Genomic DNA, 19,388 nt, shown 5'->3' on the forward strand with positions numbered 1-19,388 from the left:
CGGAGGTCACGAGCACCTAGGCTATGACCCGTGTTAGCGCCCTCACAACCCGATGGCGGAGACAACGAATACAAGGAGAGTGAACGAATCTTGAAGACGTCCAGTAAGACTCGAGGTCCACGGACCTGGCTCAGGGCGGTGATTGCCGGGCTCGTGGGCATGTTCTTGCTGCTCGGCGGTTCCGCGGCCGCCCTGGCAGCGCCCGCCGACTCGGGAGTCGAAGGCAAGACCTTCGTCATCGGCACCGACACCACCTTCGCGCCCTTCGAGTTCCGCCAAAACGGCGAGCTGACCGGCATCGACATGGACCTGATCCGTGCGATTGCCGAGGAACAGGGTTTCGCGGTCGAGATCCGTTCCCTCGGCTTCAATGCGGCCTTGCAGGCACTTTCCTCGGACCAGGTCGACGGCGTCATTGCCGGCATGTCGATCACCGACGAACGCAAGGCCATCTATGACTTCTCCGAACCCTACTTTGAGTCGGGAATCCAGATGGCCGTCGCCAAGACCGATGACGCCATCAAGGGCTATGAGGACCTCAAAGGCAAGACGGTGGTCGCCAAGACCGGGTCCGAGGGCGAAACCTACGCCAAGTCCATTGCCGGCCAGTACGGGTTCGAAGTCACTTCCCTCGACCAGTCGGCCACCATGTATGAATCGGTGAAGGCCGGATCCGCCGTTGCCGTCTTCGACGACTACCCGGTGCTCGCCTACGGCGTGGCCCAGAACAACGGGCTCAAGACCGTCACCGACAAGGTTCCAGGTGGTTCCTACGGTTTCGCGGTCGACAAGGGAAACAACTCGGCCCTGCTGGCCGCCTTCAACGACGGCCTGGCCCAGCTGAAGGCCAACGGCGAGTACGACCAGATCCTGAACAAGTACCTTGCCGATCCCACCGCTGCGGTTCCCACCACCTTCTGGGAGCTGCTCACCGAATCGTTCCCGGCCCTGATGAAGGGCCTTGGCAACACCGTCCTGGTGACCGCCATTTCCTTCGCCGTGGCGATGGTCCTGGGCCTGCTGGCCGGTTTCATGAAAATCTCCCACAACATCGTGCTGCGCGGCATCGCCACCACGTTTGTGAACGTCTTCCGCGGCACCCCGCTGCTGCTGTGGGCCTTCATGTTCTACTTCGGCGTCCCGCAGCTGACCGGGCAGCCGATGAGCATCTGGGTTGCCGGCGTGCTGACCCTGTCGCTGAACTCCGGCGCCTACGTCGCGGAGATCGTGCGCGGCGGCATCCAGTCGGTGGATCCCGGCCAGCTGGAGGCATCCCGCTCGCTGGGCCTGGGCTACGGCAAGTCGATGCAGAAGGTCGTGGTCCCGCAGGCCTTCAAGATGATGACGCCGTCGTTGATCAACCAGCTAATCATCATGCTCAAGGATTCCTCGCTGCTGCTGGCCATCGGCTTTACCGAGCTGCTCTACCAGGGCCAGCAGATCTACGCGTCCAACTTCCGGGTCACCGAGACGCTGCTGATCGTCGGCGTGATCTACTTCGTGGCCATCATGGCCCTGACCAAACTGGCAAACTTCGCCGATAGGAAGTTCAACAAATGAGTGAAGCAACCGTAGCCTCGCCGCGCGAGGCGAAGATCGCCGTCAAGGGGCTGCGCAAGTCCTTCGGCACCAACGAGGTGCTCAAGGGCATCGACGTGGAAATCGCCGAGGGCGAGGTGGTGTGCGTGATCGGCCCCTCGGGCTCCGGGAAGTCCACGCTGCTGCGCTGCCTGAACAAGCTCGAGGATATCTCCGCCGGCCACGTCATCGTCGACGGCTTTGACGTGACCGACCCGAAGGTCGACATCAACGAGGTGCGCCGCCACGTGGGAATGGTGTTCCAGCACTTCAACCTCTTCCCGCACATGTCCGTGGCCGAGAACATCATGTTGGCACCCGTGGAGCTGAAGAAGGCGACCAAGGCCGAGGCCCGCGAGCAGGCACTGAAGCTGCTGGAGCGGGTGGGGCTGAGGGAGAAGGCCGACGCCCGTCCGGCGTCGCTCTCCGGCGGCCAGAAGCAGCGTGTGGCCATCGCCCGCGCGCTGGCCATGAACCCGGGAATCATGCTCTTCGACGAGGCCACCAGCGCCCTTGACCCGGAGATGGTGGGCGAGGTGCTCCAGGTCATCCGCGACCTGGCCGCCGAGGGCATGACCATGGTCCTGGTGACCCACGAAATGGGCTTCGCCAAGGAAATCGGCGACCGGGTGGTCTTCATGGACGCCGGCGTGGTGTGCGAGTCCGGCCCGCCTGCCGAGCTCTTCGGCAACCCACAGCAGGACCGCACCAAGGAGTTCCTCTCCAAGGTGCTCTGACGGGGAATGCTCCCCGTGATGCACAAGGCCCGCGGTGCCCGCCTCCCCCTACTGGGGGAACGGCGGGGCACCGCGGGCCTTCGTCGTCGCGGCGGGGGTCCGGCGGCCTAGTTCCCTGCCGCGGCCTGCCGGCCGGTCTTGTAGTCCGTTCCGGGCTTCGGGTCGCCGACCAGCTGGCTGACGGTGACGAAGTGGAACCCGCGGGCCTTGAGGTCGGTGAGCATCTTTGGCATCGCCTCGATGGTGGACGGATGGATGTCGTGCATCAGGACGATCGAGCCGGGGACGACCTTTTCGGCGGCCTTCACGGTCTTCTTGGCGTCACGGGTCTTCCAGTCAAACGTGTCAACACTCCACATCGCCACGGGGAGGTCCAGGGACTTCATGTGGTCCTCCCGAATCGTGCCATAGGGCGGGCGCATCACCGTTGGTGCGGCGCCGGTGACTTCCTTGATGGCTGCGTCCGTCTTGCTCAACTCGCGCTGGCCGGCGGCGACCGAAATCTTGGCCAGGTCCTGGTGCGACCAGGTGTGGTTTCCGATTTCATGTCCCCTTGCCGCCTCGTCGCGCACGATGTCGGGGAACTTCACGACGTCCTTGCCGATCAGGAAGAACGTGGCCTTGGCCTCGTGTTCGTCCAAGATGTCGAGCAGGGACTCGGTGTGGGGGCCGGGGCCGTCGTCAAAGGTCAGTGCCACGCACTTGACCTGGGCGCAGTCCGGGCCGGCGTCGGCGCGCGGAGTGTCCTTGCCGTCCGCCTGGCCGGTGGCATCCGGAGGGAAGCCCTGCCAGGTGGCGCTCAGCGGGGCGCCGCAACCGGCCAAGACCAGGGCCAGCGCCGAGGCAGAGAGGAACTGAAGAACTCTTAAGCGGGAAACCATGATGACCATGGTCTCCCGTGAACCTGCGAAGTTCCTCAAACGGCCACCCGTTTCGGTCCTTTGTGTCGTTTCTCGCCTCCGGCCCGTGAGGCATATCTCACAGCACTTGAAGGTTCAAGTAAGTCTGTGGCATGGTTGAAGACAGATTGCGGACCGGACAAACCGGGCCGCCGCAACCGGCCGCCGAGCGGATCCCCGGTTGCGACGAAACGACCCAAGGACTTTTCATGGACACTGCAGTAAAGAACCCCGCGTTGGCCACCGCCGCACAGACCACCCTGCGCGTCGTCATCGGTTTCCTCTTCGCCGCCCACGGCTGGCAGAAGTTCTTCCAGTTCACGCTGGACGGCACCACTGCTGCATTCGGCCAGATGGGCGTGCCCGCGGCAGGCCTGGTGGCGCCGGTGGTTGCAACCCTTGAAATCGTCGGCGGCATCGCCCTGATCCTCGGCGTGCTCACCCGCATCTTCGCCGTGTTGCTGACCGTGAACATGCTTGGTGCATTGTTCATGGTGCATGCCCCGGCCGGCGTGTTCGTCGAGGCCGGCGGCTTCGAGCTGGTGTTGGCGCTGGCCGGCGGCGCCGCAGCGATTGCGCTGCTCGGTGCGGGACGCATTTCCGTGGACCGGTTCATCCCGGCCCGCATCGCAGCCTAGTCTCCAGACGCAGTAAACCCCCGTGGACACCGGTTGAAACCGGTGTCCACGGGGGTTTTCCCATTTTTGAACGCCTACTCGGCGTCGATCGGGACCAAGAGGTCCTTGACGGCCGGGTCGGTGCGCAGGAACTCCTGCACCGCGGGATCCTGGAACGCCTTGACCAGGTTCTTCACGTTCTCGGTGTCGGCGTACTCGGTGCCGATCGTCAGCTGCCCGGCGAATTCGTCCGGGGCCGCGGGGGCGAAAATCTGTTGCTCGACCGGAACCTTGGCCGCGACGTAGTACTCGGTGTAGCCCACGGCCGCATCCAGGTCCGGCAGCGCGCGGGACTGGGCGGCGAAGTCCAGCAGCTTGAACTTGAGGTCCTTGGGGTTCTCGGCCACGTCCTTCTGCGTGGCCTTCCACTTGTCCACGCCGTCGGCGAGCTTGATCAGCCCGGCGCGTTCCAGCAGCCACAGGCCCTGGGCCTCGTTGGCCGGGTCGGAATAGAGGGAGATGGTGGCCCCGTCCGGGATCTCGTCGACCGACTTGTACTTTTCGCTCCAGATCCCGAAGCCCCAGCGGAAGACCGGGGTCGCGGCGGCCAGCTTGAAGTCGGGGTTGGCCTCGAGCACCTGCGAGAGCCAGAGCTTGTGCTGGTAGATGGTTCCGGCAACCTCGCCGGTGGACACCGCGCGGTTCAGCGTTGTCGAATCGGCAAGCCCCTTGAAGGCCACCTTGATGCCGTACTTGGGGGCGACTTCCTCGGCCACGAAGTTCACCAGTGCCTGCTCGGCATGGTTGCCTTCCGCGGTGACCACCGTCAGCGTGGCCCCGGCAACCGTGTTCGGCGACTTGGTGCCCGCGTTGGAGTTGATGATGGCTGCCGCGGCGATGGCGCCGGCCAGGGCAATGGCGCCGAGCGTCCAGGGCCATTTTTTCTTCTTTTGGATGGTGAAGCCGTGCGACTCGGGTCCGGTGTCCGTCTTGTGGTCGGTGATGGTCATGGGGAGCTACCTTTCGGGCAAGGGGGAGTGGGCGGGCTGGCGTTGGAAGGAATTAGGGGGATTGCTTGGGCGGGTGCGGCGCGGTGCCGCTGCGCCTAGGCGCGGCGGCGCAGGTGCGGGGTGGTGGCCCGCACCAGGGCGTCCCCGGTGAGCTGGACGACGGTGACCATCACGATCAGCAGGATCACCGTGGCGAGCATGACCGTCTGGTCGAAGCGCTGGTAGCCGTAGGTGACGGCGACGTAGCCGATGCCGCCGGCGCCGATGGTTCCGGCGATGGCCGAGTACTCGATCATGGCGATGGTGTTGATGGTCAGCCCGCCCAGGATGGCGGGGACGGCCTCGCCGAGCTGTGCGCTGCGGATGATCTGCAGCGGGGACCCGCCCGAGGCGCGCGCGGCGGCGGTGACCGAGCGCGGGACCTCGCGCAGGCAGTTCTCCACGAGCCGCGCGAAGAACGGGATCCCGGCCAGTGACATGGGCACCACGGCGGCGGCTATGCCGATGTTGGTGCCGGTGACGAAGCGGGTGAACGGGACGATGGCCGCCATCAGCACCAGGAACGGCAAGGACCTGCCGATGTTCACGATCCAGCTGAGCACCGAATAGGTGCCCCGGTGCTCATAGAGCCCGCCGGGTGCCATGTTGTGCAGCGCCACGGCGATCGGGGTGCCCAGGGCAACGACGATCAGCATCACGATGCCGACCATGGCCAGGGTCTCGCCCAGCGCCGGAACCAGCAGCGCCGGGAGTTCGGGGATCGGGGTGTCGGACAGGGCGCGGATCTGCGCCGCGGCGGGGATGCTCAGGCCCATTGGAGTTCCTCCGAGGATCGTGGTGCGGATGCGGTTCGGGCCTCCGGTGCTGCGGCCTCCCGGGGCACGGCGCGCAGTCCGTGGCGGGCAAACGCCGCGGCGGCGCGGGGCTCGGGGGCGTGCAGGCCGACGGTGGCGTTGCCGGTGCTGGTGCCGTCGATGCTCTGGATGGTGGCGGCAAGCAGGGCCACCGGTTCGCCGAGGTCGGCCGAGACCCGTTGCAGCCAGTCGGCCGGGACGGTCCGCGAATCGTAGGTCACGTGCCAGGCCCGCGACCCCGCCCCGGGATCCGCCGGGGACAGGCGCGGCTGCAGCGCCCGGCCCAGTGCCGAGTCGTGGTCGGTGAGCAGGTCCACCAGGGACCCCTGCTCGGTGATGCGGCCGTTTTCCAGCCGGGCGGCGGAATCGGCCACGTGCAGCACCGTGTCCATTTCGTGGGTGATGAACACGACCGCGAGGTCCAGGTCGTCGCGCAGCTGGCGCAGCAGCGAGACCACCGAGCGCGTGGTTTCCGGGTCCAGTCCCGAGGTGGCCTCGTCGGAGAGCAGTACCGAGGGACGCAGTGCCAGGGCGCGGGCGATGCCCACGCGCTGGAGCTGGCCGCCGGACAGCTCAAACGGGTAGTGGTTGGCGCGGTGGGACAGGCCCACGCGATCCAGCAGCTCCGCCACCCGCGCCTTCGTCTCGGCCGGGGTCACGCCCAGGTATTGGAGCGGCAGCGCAATGTTCTCGGCAGCGGTGCGGCGCGAAAGCAGGCTCGCGGACTGGAAGACCGTGCCGATGCGCCGCCGGGCAACCCGCAGCTTGCGTTCCGGAAGCCGGGCCAGGTCTTCGCCGTTGACGATGACCTGGCCGGAGGTGGGGCGCTCCAGGAGGTTGATGCACTGGGCCAGGGTGGATTTCCCGGCACCCGAGGGGCCCACGATGGCAAGGATCTCGCCGGTGGCAACGTCGATCTCCAGGTTGTCCAGGACCGTGACGGATTTGTCTCCGTGTCCGTAGACCTTGGTGAGGTTCTTCAGGCTGATCATGCGATGGCTTTCCGTGCAGGGTTGGCGCCGATGCGAGTCGGCCGCCGCGAGGGGGATGGTCAATTCTGCGCCGCGGCGACAGGCCCGGGCCATGGGCCTGTCACGCAGGGGCACGCAGCGTCTTGCCGCGTCACGCAGGCCGGCCGGGGCGCGCCTTTTATTGCGTTGCATGACGGCCCAGGGGGCGAGGAAGACGTGCGGCGTCACAAACATGCCGCCGGTCGGCAACGCGGTGCCGCCCGCGAAAAAGCCGATATTCGGTCCGTCCTGCCTCGTGCAGGACGGGGTGCGGCGTTCGGGGGGCGAGTGGGGTTCGACCGCCGCTGCGGTTCGGCGTCCGCGCGGGGGAGGGGGTGCGCCCGGGCAATCCGCGGCGCCGCGCGGGGCGCTTGCGCAGGGCGCGGAGATTGACGAAAAGGTGATCGTCCGCATATCCTGAACGAACGGTCAGTAAATAATCTTTTTGTCACAGTGAGGTGAGCACTATGGCTGCACAGCAAGAAAGCGGCGGATCGCTATCCGCGGTACTTTCTCCTGAGGAGCAAGCAGGGCAGGATCGCTTCAACGCGATCATTGCCGAGGATTCACGCATCGAACCGCGCGACTGGATGCCCGAGGCATACCGCAAGACCCTGACGCGGCAGATGTCCCAGCACGCGCACTCCGAAATCATCGGCATGCAGCCCGAGGCCAACTGGATCACCCGGGCCCCGTCCCTGAAGCGCAAGGCCATCCTCATGGCCAAGGTGCAGGACGAGGCCGGCCACGGCCTCTACCTGTACTCGGGCACCGAGACCCTCGGCACCCCGCGCGATGTGCTCAACGACCAGTTGATGACGGGCAAGGCCAAGTACTCCTCGATCTTCAACTACCCGGCACGCTCCTGGGCGGACATGGGCGCGATCGGCTGGCTGGTCGACGGCGCGGCCATCGCCAACCAGGTCCCGTTGTGCCGCGCCTCCTACGGCCCCTACGGCCGGGCCATGGTGCGCATCTGCAAGGAGGAATCCTTCCACCAGCGCCAGGGCTTTGAGATCCTGCTGGAGCTGGCCAACGGCACCGAGGCGCAGAAGAAGATGGCACAGGACGCCATCAACCGCTTCTACGCACCCTCGCTGATGATGTTCGGCCCGCCGGACTCCGACTCCCCGAACTCGGGCCAGTCAACCGCGTGGAAGATCAAGCGGTTCTCCAACGACGAATTGCGCCAGCGCTTCGTCGGCATGATCGTCGAACAGGTCAAGATCCTGGGCCTGACCCTGCCGGACCCGGAGCTGCGCTTCGACGAGGAATCCGGGACCTGGAAGCACATGGACCTGGACTGGGTCGAGTTCAAGGCAGTCATCGCCGGCAACGGGCCCTGCAACGCGCAGCGCCTCCAGCGCCGCCGCGATGCACACAATGAAGGCGCCTGGGTGCGCGAAGCTGCCGCGGCATACGCGGCAAAGATGGCTCGAAAGACCGAGGTTGCATAAATCATGACCGAATCAGAAGGCACCTGGCCGCTCTGGGAAGTATTCGTCCGCTCCTCCCGCGGGCTCTCCCACGTCCACGCCGGCTCCCTGCACGCACCGGATGCGGAGATGGCGCTGAAGAACGCCCGCGACCTGTACACCCGACGCAACGAGGGCGTGTCCCTCTGGGTCGTGGCCAGCAGCGACATCATCGCCTCGGACCCCGATGCCAAGGGCATGTACTTCGAATCCCCGCAGGGCAAGGACTACCGCCACGCCACCTACTACACCAAGTCCGAGGGCGTGAAGCACCTGTGAGCGCACACAACATCGACCATTCCCTGGACAGCTTCGGCGACTCGACGGCCTCGGCCACCCGCGTCACCCCGGGCAACGCGCTGCGCCCCGAGGACATCGCCATCGCGCAGGAGAAGCCCAGCGAGCAGGTCGCCGAATACGCCCTGCGCCTGGGCGACGACGCCCTGATCCTGGCCCAGCGCCTCTCGCACTGGATCTCGCGCGGTCCGGAGATCGAGGAAGACATCGCCCTGGGCAACATCGCCCTGGACCAGCTGGGCCACGCCCGCTCCTTCCTCTCCTACGCCGCCAAGGCCTGGGACAAGACCGAGGACGACCTGGCCTACTGGCGCGAGGAAGAGGACTTCCGCTCGCTGCACATCGTCGAACAGCCCAACGGCGACTTCGGCGTGACCATCGTGCGCCAGCTGATCATCTCCATCTACCAGCACCTGCTCTACACCGCGCTGCTGGACTCGGGCGACGCGACCATCGCGGCAATTTCCGCCAAGGCCGTCAAGGAGGTCGACTACCACCGCGACCACGCCATCGCCTGGACGCTGCGCCTGGGCATCGGCACCGAGGAATCGGCGCGCCGGATGCGCCACGCCCTGGACATCCTCTGGCCCTACGTCGGGGAGATGTTCGAGGACGAGGAACTGCACGCCGCCCTGGGCGACGTCGCTGTGGCCCCCTCCTCGCTGCGCGCGGCCTGGGAAGAGGAATTCACCGCCGTGCTGCACGACGCCGAACTGGCGGTTCCGACCGTTCCGTTCGCGATGGCCCGCGGACGGCGCGGCGAGCACTCCGAACACCTCGGCTTCATTTTGGCCGAGATGCAGGTTCTGGCGCGCAAGCACCCCGGCGCCACCTGGTAAGCAAAGGACGAAAGAAAATGATTGCCACCATCACCGAGCTGCGCGAGATCGCCGCACGCGTGACAGACCCCGAGATCCCGGTGCTCACCATCGCGGACCTGGGGATCCTGCGGGACGTGGAGCTTCAGGGCGACACCGTGGTTGTCACCATCACCCCCACGTACTCGGGATGCCCGGCGATGGACGCAATCACCGAGGACCTGGGGACCGTCTTCCGGGCGTCCGGGTACCCGGATGTCCGGGTCAACCTGGTCCTTTCCCCTGCCTGGAGCACCGACTGGATGACCGAGTCCGGCAAGGCCAAGCTCCAGGCCTACGGCATTGCCCCGCCCACGGGCACCGGCCACCGCGGGCCGGTGACCCTGGGCCTGGGCGTGAAGTGCCCGCAATGCCACTCGCTGAATACCAAGGAACTTTCCCGCTTCGGTTCCACCTCGTGCAAGTCCATGTACCAATGCAAGGACTGCCTGGAACCCTTCGACTACTTCAAGGTGCTCTCATGACAGACACGACTGCCGCCCTGCCGGCCAACGACGGCGTTGACCCCGAGGTCCCGGGCCGTCGCCGGACCACGTTCCACACCCTCACGGTTTCCGAGGTCCGCCGGCTCACCGCCGACGCCATCGAGGTCACCTTCGAGGTCCCCGCGGACCTCGCCGGCCAGTACGACTACCTGCCCGGCCAGTACGTGGCACTGCGCAAGGAACTGGAGGATGCCGAGGGCAACCTCGTGGAGCTGCGCCGCAGCTACTCCATCTGCGCCGAGCCCACCGCCGGGGAAATCCGCGTCGCCATCAAGCGCGACATCGGCGGCATCTTCTCCACCTGGGCCAACGAGTCGCTGCGTGCCGGGGACACCATGGACGTCATGAGCCCCACCGGCGGCTTCATCTCCAAGCACAAGATGAACGGGATGAACGACCCCGAGGACATCGACGTCGAGACCGAGGACACCTTCGTGGCCGTGGCCGCCGGATCGGGCATCACCCCGGTCATGGCCATCGCCCGCACGGTGCTGGCAGCCAACGAGAACGTGCACTTCGACCTCGTCTACGCCAACAAGGCCGCCATGGATGTGATGTTCCTGGAGGAACTGGCGGACCTCAAGGACCGCTATCCGGCCCGCTTCGCCCTGCACCACGTGCTGAGCCGCGAACAGCGCATCTCCCCGCTGCTCTCGGGCCGCATCGACGCCGAAAAGCTGAACAAGCTGCTGGGCTCGGTCATCCGCACCGACCAGGTCGATGAATGGTTCCTCTGCGGCCCCTTCGAACTGGTCCAGCTGGTGCGCGACAACCTCGCCGCACAGGGCGTCCCGGCCGAGAAGGTCCGCTACGAGCTGTTCACCACCGGGGAGCCGACGCGTCCCGAGGGAAACATCGGCCGCCCCGTCGTGATCGACGAGTCCGACGAGACCTACCAGATCGCGTTCAAGCTCGACGGCCTGCAGGGCGAGGTCAAGAGCCCCGTCAACGCCCGCGAGACCATCCTGAACGCCGCGCTGCGCGTCCGCCCGGACGTCCCGTTCGCCTGTGCCGGCGGGGTCTGCGGCACCTGCCGTGCCAAGGTCGTGGAGGGTAGCGTGGACATGGACGAGAACTACGCGCTGGAGCCGGACGAGATCGAGCGGGGCTACGTGCTGACCTGCCAGTCGCGCCCCACCACCGAACGCGTCCTGGTCGACTACGACGCCTAGGCACCAACCACACCGGCAAGGATCCATCCGCGGGAGCGGGTGGATCCTTGGCGTAGGACCATAACCGGAGGGACACGGACCAACATGATTGAACTGAACATCACCGACGGCGTGGCAGAAATCGTGCTCAACGCCCCGGAGAAGATGAACTCGCTGAACGAGGCAGCCCTCGATGAGCTGGGCGCGGCCTACGACCAGGCCGCCGCGGGAGTCGAAACCGGACAGGTCCGGGCCCTGCTGCTGCGCGGCGAGGGCCGCGGCTTCTGCGCCGGACGCGACATCTCCGGGGTGGTCCCGGCCGACGACGACGTCCTGGGATACCTCGGCGGCAAGGTGCAGCCCTTGCTGGCCAAGATGTCCTCGTTCCCGGCGCCGACCTTCGCCGCCGTGCAGGGCGCGTGCCTGGGGGTCGGGCTGGGCCTGGCGATCGCCACGGATGTGGTGTACGTGGCGCAGAACGCGAAGATCGGTTCGCCCTTCGCCAACCTCGGAGCGACGCTCGACTCGGGCGGGCACTGGCTGTTCACCGAACGACTGGGCACCCACCGAACGCTGGATATGATCTACACCGCCGAGCTGATCAGCGGCGCCGACGCGGTGGCCTCCGGGCTCTTCTCCCGGGCCATGCCTGCAGACGATTTGCTGGAGACCACGCGCGGCATCGTCGCCAAGGTCGCCTCCGGGGCAACCGGTGCGTTCCGGGCCTCCAAGGAACTCGTGGCCGAGATCCGCGACCAGCGCCTGGGTTTGTGGGACTCGATGGCCAATGAGAACCAGGCCCAGGCGGACCTGTGCGCGACGGAGGACTATGCCGAGGGGTTCCTGGCGTTCCAGGAAAAGCGGAAGCCGGTCTTCAAGGGCTAGCGACCAGTGCCCGCGATGAAGCGGTGCCCCCGTCTCTGGCGGGGGCACCGTTCGCACGTGCGGGGTCCGGCCCGCATCCCGGCGCAACGTTCCGCCAGGTGGATCACGATCACGTTCGGGGTGGAAATCCTGCTGTGGGTGTTTGGCGAACCGGGGGGTGTGCCGGGGACGAACGTGCCGATCCGAGCCGCGTCCTTAAACCACTGAAGTCAACATGCTTTTGGCTAGGCCGATTCATGGCTCCGCCTGCCCGTTGCCGTCCAGAACGACAACAGCGGCAACCCCGCGCACGCCGTCACGCCCACCCATATCCACATGACCGGCTGCAGGCCCAGCGCATCGCCGGCCAAGCCGCCAATGATTCCCAGCAAGGGAACCGGACCCATCGTGAACACCAACCGGAATCCTTGCTGCCGACCCATCATGGTGTCGGGTGTCGCCCTGGCCAGAAGCCCGTAGGCAGTGGCGTTGTAGGACACCATGAGCGCGTTGTACAGCACCGAATGGGCGATCACCACGATGAGCGAGCCGGCGGTTAGGTTGCCCGCCAACGGAACCAACACGACCGAGAGCGGCAGGAAAAGAGCGGAGTACGCGAGGAGCCGGGTTTCGCCCAGCCTGGCCACCAAGGCGGGAACCGCCAATGAACCACACAGCCCCCCAACAGCGATCATCGAGATGACCAGCCCGATGGCCTGGGGCGTGAAGCCCAGGACCTTGACGAAGTAGAGGGTTTCCACGGCGGAACCAAAGGCCAGGCCCATGTTGGTGATCGCCGAGGAGGAAACCAGGGCTCGGATGGCGGAGTGCTTGAGCGTGAATCGGAGGCCCTCCCCAAATGACTGCCGGAAGCCGATCCGTGGTGTCGCTTCCCCCGGGGGAGCGGCGGACTTTGCCGTCGTGCGGAGGCCCCACAGCAGGGTTGCTGCGGCGAGCAGGTTCGCCGTCCCGGCCACGAGGAGGGTGAAGGGCGCGGAGATGACGGCGACCAGGGGTCCTGCCAGGCCGGGTGAGATGATGCCGGCAGAGGTATCGACGGTTTCCTTGCGGGCAAACGCCGCGGAAACCAGGTCGCGCCCGACGATGGCCGGTAACGCCGAGCCCGCCCCCATGCCCCACACCATGCCGGCGGCTCCCACCAGGAAGGAAACCACCACCAGCTGCGGATAGCCCAGAAGACCCAGCGACCAGGCCAAAGGGACCGAAAGGATCGCCGAGCCCGCCGCCAGTTGAGCCCAGAACATGGTCTTGACCCGGTTCACGCGATCGAGCATGATGCCCGCGGGGATGGCCAGGAACAGGAATGCCACGGATTCGGCGGCATTGAGGAACCCGATTTGGGTGGCGTTCGCATCGAGGGCGTAGATCGCGACCAGGTCATTGGCCACATTCAGGATCCCGGTGGAGATCGCCCCGAAGGCCACGGAAACCATCAGCGTTCCAAATCCGGGTCTGTCCCGCAGCCGGGGCGGCGTCTTCGCCGGCAGTCCCGGGGCTTGCCTCTGGCTCATGGGTTCCGCGCTTTCGTTCACGGGCATCGTGAACCCGATGCTACCCGAGGGGATTCGTCATCCGGCCGAGGGCGCCGGCCCCGGACGCGCGCGGCTCGCGGGCACGTTCCCGGCCAGCGCGGCTCCGGGCGAACATGACGGCGTGGATCCAGGCCTCAGCGGGTCGGCCGAGTGCCCGGCGCGGCGGCCGAAATTCTCGGCTCGCCGCGCAGAATGCGCGCCATGGTCCGGCGAGCCTGCCGCCCCTCCGGGATGGGCAGCAGCGGGTAGACGTGGACCATGCCCGGCGCCTGGTGGAACTCGGTGTTCACGCCTGCCGAGCGGGCCTTGGATACCAGGAGCTCGCAGTCCGGATGGGTGATGTCGCGGGTGCCTGCGAACACGGCGAGCGGACCGAGCCCGGCCATCTGGCCGAACAGCGGGGACACGAGGGGGCTGTCCAGCGGCAGGTCGCCGCGCCAAAGTTCCACGGCGGCCCGCAAGCCGGGCCTGACCAGCCACGGATCGTTGGGTTCGAGCTCGTCGATCACCGGATTGTCAAGGTTCAGGTCCAGGGCGGGTGCGATCAGCACCGTGTGGGCGAGCGCCAGGTGTGCGTCGCGGGCCAGCTGGGCGGCGGCGAGTGCGATTTGGCCTCCCGCCGAGTCGCCGACGACCGACACGTTCTCGGCCCCGTGCTCGCTGGCAAGGCGCCCGAGCAGGTCAGCGACGCGCGGGACCACCGTCGCGGCCGTGCCCCGCGGGGCCAGGGGATAGATGGGGACCAACACCCGGGACCCGGTGGTGACAGCCAGCTCGGCGACCAGCTGCCAATGCTGGAGTGCTATCTGGTTGATCCACGCCCCGCCATGGACGTAGACGATCTGTCCGCGCGGAAGCCCGCTTGAGGGCACGATCTCGTAGAGGGGCCAGCCGTCCTCGTCCTTGACACTCACACTCACGCCCCGGCGCAGCAGCCGCGGGGGCCCGTAGGTGCGGGGACGCAAATTTCGTGCGGCAACAAGATCCTCGGTCGCCTGGGCACTGGCGAAGCGACGCCGGTAGCCGAGCGCGGTCAATAACGGCGGCATCATCCGGCTGGCGAGACTGGGCACGACGCACTCCTTGGCGGGAAAGGTTCCGACCGCAAGGCTGCATCCCGCTGCGCTGCGTCGGGCACAGCTGATCTCTCGAACGTACCACCGCGGCGCGGAGTTTGATGCGGCCGGCGCCCTGAGGCCATGGGCCAGGACCGGCTCAGCGCGTGTCGACGTCCTCGAAGACCAGGAATGTCTGGGTGTCGAGCACCCCCGGCATGGACTGCAACTGGTCGAAGACCACCCTGCGCAGATCGACGTTGTCGCGCGCCCGCACCAACAGGATCACATCGAAGTTTCCGCCGACCAGGCCGATGTGGTGGACCTCGGGCATCGCCGAGAGGCGTTCGCGCATTTCCCGCCAGGAGTGTTGGCGAAGTTTCAGGGTCACGTAGGCGCTGGCCCTCAGGCCCGCACGAAGCGGATCGACGACCGCGGTGTAGCGGGTGATGACGCCCTCGTCCTGCAGGCGATTGATCCTCGAATAGGCGTGCGCACGGGACACGTGGACCTTTTGCGCGACGGTGGTCACCGACTGGCGCCCGTCCTTGGTGAGCTCCTCCAGGATGCGCCGATCCACCTCGTCCAGCCGAACCGGGGGAGTCTCCATCAAATGCCTCTTTCCACTTTGTCCAAAAACCACGATGTAGCAACGGTCACACTTTCAAACCGTCTCCAAGAATATCGATCCTATGCGCAGTTTTCCAGAATATTCCAAGATGCTGGATACATTTCATCGAAAATACCGATACTTAAGGCAAGAACTGACGCAATGGCGGGCCACCCGGACGGTTGCGTCCCACCGCACAAGAGAAAGGCGTGAACCGTGACAAACACAGAAGCGCGCGAAGCCATTGAGCAGGTGAGCAGCAAGTTCGGGATTACGCCCGAGGACTACATGCTTCCGGCCCGGACCGAAATCCACATGCTTGACATCAACGGCAAGCTTCACCCCGCCGGGGAGCAGGGCGCCGAACCCGGGCACGAGTACCCGCTGCCCAGCCCCAGGGCCCTGGTGGATGCCTACGAGCAGCTGGTCATCGGCCGCCGCGTCAACGACCAGAACTCCGCCCTGGTGCGGCAGGGCCGCATGGCCGTCTACCCTTCCAGCCATGGACAGGAGGCCGCCCAGGTCGCGGCCGCGCTGTGCCTGGGGGAAGACGACTGGATGTTCCCCACCTACCGCGACACGGTGGCCGTCATGGCCAAGGGCGTCGCGCCCATGGAAGTGATGGCCGGGTTCCGCGGCGAATGGCACAGCGGATACGACCCCAAGCAGTACAAGGTGTCCATCCAGTCCACGCCGCTGACCACGCAGCTGCTGCACGCGGTGGGGGTTGCCCACGCGGCCAAGCTGCGCGGCGAGGACACCGTGGTGCTTGCCATGTGCGGCGACGGCGCCACATCCGAGGGCGACTTCCACGAGGCGCTGAACTTTGCCGCGGTCTTCAACCTGCCGGTGATCTTCTTCGTGCAGAACAACCAATACGCGATCTCGGTTCCGCTCTCCCAGCAATCGGTTGCACCGTCCCTGGCACACAAGGCCGTCGGCTACGGCATGGCCGGCGAGCGCGTAGACGGCAACGACCTGGTGGCCCTGCTGGCCGTGCTGGGCCGCGCCGTGCGCCTGGCCCGCGAGGGCAACGGACCGCTGCTGGTCGAGGCCCACACCTACCGGATGCAGGCCCACACCAACGCCGACGACGCCACCCGCTACCGCGACGATGCGGAGGTCCAGGGCTGGATCGCCAAGGACCCCGTCACCCGCATGCGCAGCTACCTCCAGGAGGCCGGCCTGCTCCCGGAGGCCACCGAGGCACGGATCGCCGCCAGCGCGGAGGCCGTGGCGCAGGCGCTGCGCGACGGCATGAACTCGGAAAACAACCCGGCCCCGGCCGATCTCTTCGCCCATGTCTTCTCCACCCAAACCACCCAACTGGCCGAGCAGGCCGCCCTGCTGGCCGACGAACTCGCCCGCGAGGAGGACGCAAAATGAGCCCCACGGCAACCACGTCATCGGCCGCAACAGGCCATGTCAGTGCCGCAACCGCCGCGGCAGCGGCGCGCAGCGCCGACACCGGCACCCAGCCGGTCACCTTTGCCAAGGCCCTGAACACCGCCCTGGCCGACTCCATGGCGGCAGAGGACTCGGTCCTGGTCTTCGGCGAGGACGTGGGGGTGCTCGGCGGGGTCTTCCGCATCACCGACGGGCTGACCAAGCGCTTCGGCACCGGACGCTGCTTCGACACGCCGCTGGCCGAATCCGGGATCGTGGGCATGGCCATCGGCATGGCAATGAACGGGATGCGCCCGGTCATCGAGATGCAGTTCGACGCCTTCGCCTACCCCGCCTTCGAGCAGATCGCCTCGCACGTGGCCAAGATGCACAACCGGACCAAGGGCCGGATGCCGCTGCCGATGGTCATCCGCATCCCGTATGCCGGCGGCATCGGGGGAGTGGAGCACCACTGCGACTCCTCCGAAAGCTACTACGCGCATACCCCGGGGCTGAAGGTCTTCACCCCGGCCACCGTCACCGACGCCTACCTGATGCTCCGCGAGGCCATCGACTCCCCGGACCCGGTCATCTTCATGGAACCCAAGAAGCTGTACTGGACCAAGGAACAGGTCGACCTGGACGCGCTGCGCATTTCGCACGAGACCGACGCCGTGCCGCCGACCGAGGGCCGGGCGGCCATTGCGCGCTCCGGCACCGACGCCACGCTGATCGCCTACGGGCCCTCGGTTTCCACCGCCATGGCGGCGGCCGAGGCAGCCGCACTGGAAGGCCGCAGCCTCGAGGTCATCGACGTGCGCACCATCGTCCCGCTGGACGACGCGACCATCTGCGAATCCGTGCGCAAGACCGGACGGGCGGTCGTCATTGCCGAGGCGCCGGGCTTTGCCTCCGTCTCCAGTGAAATCGTGGCCCGCATCCAGGAACGCTGCTTCCACTCGCTCGCGGCCCCGGTGCTGCGCGTGACCGGGTTCGACACCCCGTACCCGGCACCGAAACTCGAAAAGTACTACCTGCCGTCCGTTGACCGCATCCTGGATGCCGTTGACGCATTGCAATGGGAGGAAGGGGCATGAGCGTGAAGACCTTTTTGCTGCCGGACCTGGGCGAGGGCCTGGCCGAGGCCGAGCTGGTGAAGTGGCTGGTCGCCGTCGGGGACACCATCGTCATCGACCAACCCGTGGCGGAGGTCGAAACCGCCAAGTCCATGGTGGAAGTGCCAAGCCCCTACGCCGGGACCGTGCACGAACTCCACGGCAGCGTCGGACAAATGGTCATGGTGGACTCCCCGCTGTTCTCGGTGCTCGAGGAAGGCGCGACCGCGCCGGCCGCAAAGCCGCAACCGCAGGCCACGGTGCCGGTGCGCGAGAGGGCCCAGAGCTACCGCGAAGAGGAGCGCGCAGGCACCAAGGCCCCGGCCGGCCAGGGCTCGGGCAACGTGCTCATCGGCTACGGGACTCCCGATGGTCTGTCGGCCACCGCGCGCAAGCGCCGTCCGCGCTCCGGTGCGGAAACACCCGCCGCGCCGCAACGCACCGTCGCGGCCGAACCCCGACGCGCCCCGCTGGTCATTTCCCCGTTGGTCCGCAAGCTGGCGAGGGATCGCGGCATCGACATCGCCGCCGTCACGGGCAGTGGTCCCGGAGGCCTGGTCCTGCGCTCGGATGTCGAGGCGGCGTCCGCGGGCACGGCGGCGGCTGCGACCGTTTCGGCTCCGGAACCGGCGGGCGCCACCGCAACCGCCCAGGCGTCGGCACCTGCCGCCGCCGCGACCCCGGGGGAACTCGATGCGCGCTCGGGCCTGGCCATCGCCTCCAGGACCCCGATCAGCGGCGTGCGCAAGACCATTGCCCAGGCCATGGCCAGGTCCCGGAGCGAAATCCCCGAGGCGACGGTGTGGGTGGACGTGGATGCGACCAACCTGTTGGCGCTGCGCGCCTCGATGAAGTCCACGGACCCGGAGAACACCCCGGGCATCCTGGCCTTCATCGCCCGCTTCGTGGTCGCCGGGCTGCAAAAGTACCCGGCGCTGAACACCCGCATCGAACACAACGCCCAAGGGGACGCCGAGATCATCGGCTTTGACGGCATCAACCTCGGCATCGCGGCGCAGACCGACCGCGGCCTCATGGTGCCGGCCATCCGCAACGCTCAGCAGTTCAGCGCCCGCGGCCTGAATGCCGAGCTGGCCCGGCTCACCGAGGTCACCCGTTCCGGGAAGGCCACCGTTGCCGAACTCACCAGCGGCACGTTCACCCTGAACAACTACGGGGTCTTCGGGGTCGACGGCTCCGCGGCCATCATCAACTACCCGGAGGTGGCCATCCTGGGCGTCGGGCGGATCATCGACAAGCCCTGGGTGGTGGGCGGCGAGCTTGCGGTGCGCAAGGTCACCGAATTGACGCTGGCCTTCGACCACCGGGTCTGTGACGGCGCCACGGCCGCAGGGTTCCTGCGCTTCGTGGCGGACGCGATGGAAAACCCCGCCGCGGTGCTCGCGGACCTGTAGCGGTTCCCGGGCTCGCGGCCCACCGGTGCCCGCGGCGACAGGTTGCTCCCCAATCCTCGCCGCGGGCACCGGTGTGTCGGTGGCAGTCGGGCAGAGCCCGCGCTTATCCACTGGATGACGTGTTCCTTCGCGATCCCGCCACCCCTATTGAAAGAGGCCCCGACCCACTATCCTGATGCCATGGAAAAGCTACCTGCAGAATACGAGCACTACCTTGTAGGCAAGGACGAACTCCACATCGAGACGATCATGCCCATCTTCCGGGAATCGGTCGCCGAGGGTAAATACGGGGTCCACATCCGTGGACTCGGCGGCGTTTCCGAGCAGGCCTTCGTCGATGAGTCCGTCCCCTTCGGCAAGATCAAGATCACCGTTCCCTAGCGCCTGCCCTTCCCTGGT

At 66.9% G+C, this 19,388-nt stretch carries 20 protein-coding genes; 13 read left to right on the top strand and 7 right to left on the bottom strand.

The window, feature by feature from the left end; translation table 11 throughout:
- Positions 1-159: 159 nt before the first annotated feature.
- Positions 160-1,560, top strand: a complete 1,401-nt coding sequence (locus tag AC6CHY_RS14335; protein WP_217389511.1) for an amino acid ABC transporter substrate-binding protein/permease — start codon at positions 160-162, stop codon at positions 1,558-1,560.
- The gene (locus AC6CHY_RS14340) at positions 1,557-2,315 is read left to right on the top strand and encodes an amino acid ABC transporter ATP-binding protein (RefSeq protein ID WP_217389323.1); all 759 of its coding nucleotides are present in this window, start codon (positions 1,557-1,559) and stop codon (positions 2,313-2,315) included. The genes AC6CHY_RS14335 and AC6CHY_RS14340 overlap by 4 nt, the downstream gene beginning before the upstream one ends.
- 107 nt (positions 2,316-2,422) lie before the next feature.
- Here the strand turns inward: AC6CHY_RS14340 and AC6CHY_RS14345 are convergent, their stop codons facing one another.
- The gene (locus tag AC6CHY_RS14345; RefSeq protein WP_498227137.1) at positions 2,423-3,235 is read right to left on the bottom strand and encodes a polysaccharide deacetylase family protein; all 813 of its coding nucleotides are present in this window, start codon (positions 3,233-3,235) and stop codon (positions 2,423-2,425) included.
- A 188-nt stretch (positions 3,236-3,423) separates the two neighbouring features.
- Here AC6CHY_RS14345 and AC6CHY_RS14350 point away from each other — a divergent pair, with 188 nt between their 5' ends.
- Positions 3,424-3,852 carry a DoxX family protein gene (locus AC6CHY_RS14350; protein ID WP_217389324.1) on the top strand — a complete coding sequence of 143 codons (429 nt, stop codon included), beginning with the start codon at positions 3,424-3,426 and terminating at the stop codon, positions 3,850-3,852.
- Between the two features lie 74 nt (positions 3,853-3,926).
- Here the strand turns inward: AC6CHY_RS14350 and AC6CHY_RS14355 are convergent, their stop codons facing one another.
- The 3 genes from AC6CHY_RS14355 to AC6CHY_RS14365 all read right to left on the bottom strand — a co-directional run bounded on the left by AC6CHY_RS14355 (position 3,927) and on the right by AC6CHY_RS14365 (position 6,687).
- Entirely contained in the window at positions 3,927-4,841 is a 915-nt protein-coding gene (locus AC6CHY_RS14355; RefSeq protein WP_217389325.1) for a MetQ/NlpA family ABC transporter substrate-binding protein, read from the bottom strand.
- A gap of 95 nt (positions 4,842-4,936) precedes the next feature.
- A complete protein-coding gene (locus AC6CHY_RS14360) occupies positions 4,937-5,656 on the bottom strand; it encodes a methionine ABC transporter permease (protein ID WP_217389326.1) in 720 nt (239 codons plus the stop codon).
- Positions 5,647-6,687 (bottom strand): methionine ABC transporter ATP-binding protein, encoded by a 1,041-nt coding sequence (locus AC6CHY_RS14365; RefSeq protein WP_498227138.1) that lies wholly within the window; start codon positions 6,685-6,687, stop codon positions 5,647-5,649. The genes AC6CHY_RS14360 and AC6CHY_RS14365 overlap by 10 nt, the downstream gene beginning before the upstream one ends.
- A gap of 485 nt (positions 6,688-7,172) precedes the next feature.
- Here AC6CHY_RS14365 and paaA point away from each other — a divergent pair, with 485 nt between their 5' ends.
- The 6 genes from paaA (at position 7,173) to AC6CHY_RS14395 (ending at position 11,876) form a co-directional block, all read left to right on the top strand.
- Positions 7,173-8,162: a 1,2-phenylacetyl-CoA epoxidase subunit PaaA gene (gene paaA, locus AC6CHY_RS14370; RefSeq protein WP_498227139.1), complete on the top strand. Its 990-nt coding sequence runs from the start codon at positions 7,173-7,175 to the stop codon at positions 8,160-8,162.
- A 3-nt stretch (positions 8,163-8,165) separates the two neighbouring features.
- Positions 8,166-8,459, top strand: a complete 294-nt coding sequence (gene paaB, locus AC6CHY_RS14375) for a 1,2-phenylacetyl-CoA epoxidase subunit PaaB (protein WP_217389329.1) — start codon at positions 8,166-8,168, stop codon at positions 8,457-8,459.
- The gene (paaC, locus tag AC6CHY_RS14380; RefSeq protein WP_217389330.1) at positions 8,456-9,316 is read left to right on the top strand and encodes a 1,2-phenylacetyl-CoA epoxidase subunit PaaC; all 861 of its coding nucleotides are present in this window, start codon (positions 8,456-8,458) and stop codon (positions 9,314-9,316) included. Before paaB ends, paaC begins: the two co-directional genes overlap by 4 nt.
- A gap of 17 nt (positions 9,317-9,333) precedes the next feature.
- Positions 9,334-9,819, top strand: a complete 486-nt coding sequence (gene paaD, locus AC6CHY_RS14385; protein ID WP_217389331.1) for a 1,2-phenylacetyl-CoA epoxidase subunit PaaD — start codon at positions 9,334-9,336, stop codon at positions 9,817-9,819.
- Complete coding sequence (gene paaE, locus AC6CHY_RS14390; protein WP_217389332.1) at positions 9,816-11,012, top strand: 1,2-phenylacetyl-CoA epoxidase subunit PaaE; 1,197 nt, start codon at positions 9,816-9,818, stop codon at positions 11,010-11,012. Before paaD ends, paaE begins: the two co-directional genes overlap by 4 nt.
- Before the next feature lie 84 nt (positions 11,013-11,096).
- Entirely contained in the window at positions 11,097-11,876 is a 780-nt protein-coding gene (locus AC6CHY_RS14395) for an enoyl-CoA hydratase/isomerase family protein (protein ID WP_217389333.1), read from the top strand.
- A 224-nt stretch (positions 11,877-12,100) separates the two neighbouring features.
- On the opposite strand, the gene AC6CHY_RS14400 is transcribed toward AC6CHY_RS14395, so the two are convergent.
- The 3 genes from AC6CHY_RS14400 to AC6CHY_RS14410 all read right to left on the bottom strand — a co-directional run bounded on the left by AC6CHY_RS14400 (position 12,101) and on the right by AC6CHY_RS14410 (position 15,073).
- A complete protein-coding gene (locus AC6CHY_RS14400) occupies positions 12,101-13,387 on the bottom strand; it encodes an MFS transporter (protein WP_498227140.1) in 1,287 nt (428 codons plus the stop codon).
- Positions 13,388-13,542: 155 nt separating this feature from the next.
- The gene (locus AC6CHY_RS14405; RefSeq protein ID WP_498227141.1) at positions 13,543-14,481 is read right to left on the bottom strand and encodes an alpha/beta hydrolase fold domain-containing protein; all 939 of its coding nucleotides are present in this window, start codon (positions 14,479-14,481) and stop codon (positions 13,543-13,545) included.
- Between the two features lie 142 nt (positions 14,482-14,623).
- Complete coding sequence (locus AC6CHY_RS14410) at positions 14,624-15,073, bottom strand: Lrp/AsnC family transcriptional regulator (protein WP_217389335.1); 450 nt, start codon at positions 15,071-15,073, stop codon at positions 14,624-14,626.
- Positions 15,074-15,289: 216 nt separating this feature from the next.
- Between AC6CHY_RS14410 and AC6CHY_RS14415 the strand changes: the two genes are divergently transcribed.
- The 4 genes from AC6CHY_RS14415 (at position 15,290) to AC6CHY_RS14430 (ending at position 19,370) form a co-directional block, all read left to right on the top strand.
- Entirely contained in the window at positions 15,290-16,459 is a 1,170-nt protein-coding gene (locus tag AC6CHY_RS14415) for a thiamine pyrophosphate-dependent enzyme (protein ID WP_336245106.1), read from the top strand.
- The gene (locus AC6CHY_RS14420) at positions 16,456-17,556 is read left to right on the top strand and encodes an alpha-ketoacid dehydrogenase subunit beta (protein WP_498227142.1); all 1,101 of its coding nucleotides are present in this window, start codon (positions 16,456-16,458) and stop codon (positions 17,554-17,556) included. The genes AC6CHY_RS14415 and AC6CHY_RS14420 overlap by 4 nt, the downstream gene beginning before the upstream one ends.
- On the top strand, positions 17,553-18,989 hold the full coding sequence (locus AC6CHY_RS14425; protein WP_498227143.1) for a dihydrolipoamide acetyltransferase family protein: 1,437 nt from the start codon (positions 17,553-17,555) through the stop codon (positions 18,987-18,989). The genes AC6CHY_RS14420 and AC6CHY_RS14425 overlap by 4 nt, the downstream gene beginning before the upstream one ends.
- A 180-nt stretch (positions 18,990-19,169) precedes the next feature.
- On the top strand, positions 19,170-19,370 hold the full coding sequence (locus tag AC6CHY_RS14430) for a hypothetical protein (protein ID WP_217389338.1): 201 nt from the start codon (positions 19,170-19,172) through the stop codon (positions 19,368-19,370).
- Positions 19,371-19,388: the final 18 nt, after the last annotated feature.

Source organism: Paeniglutamicibacter sp. GQ140 (genome assembly GCF_059759235.1).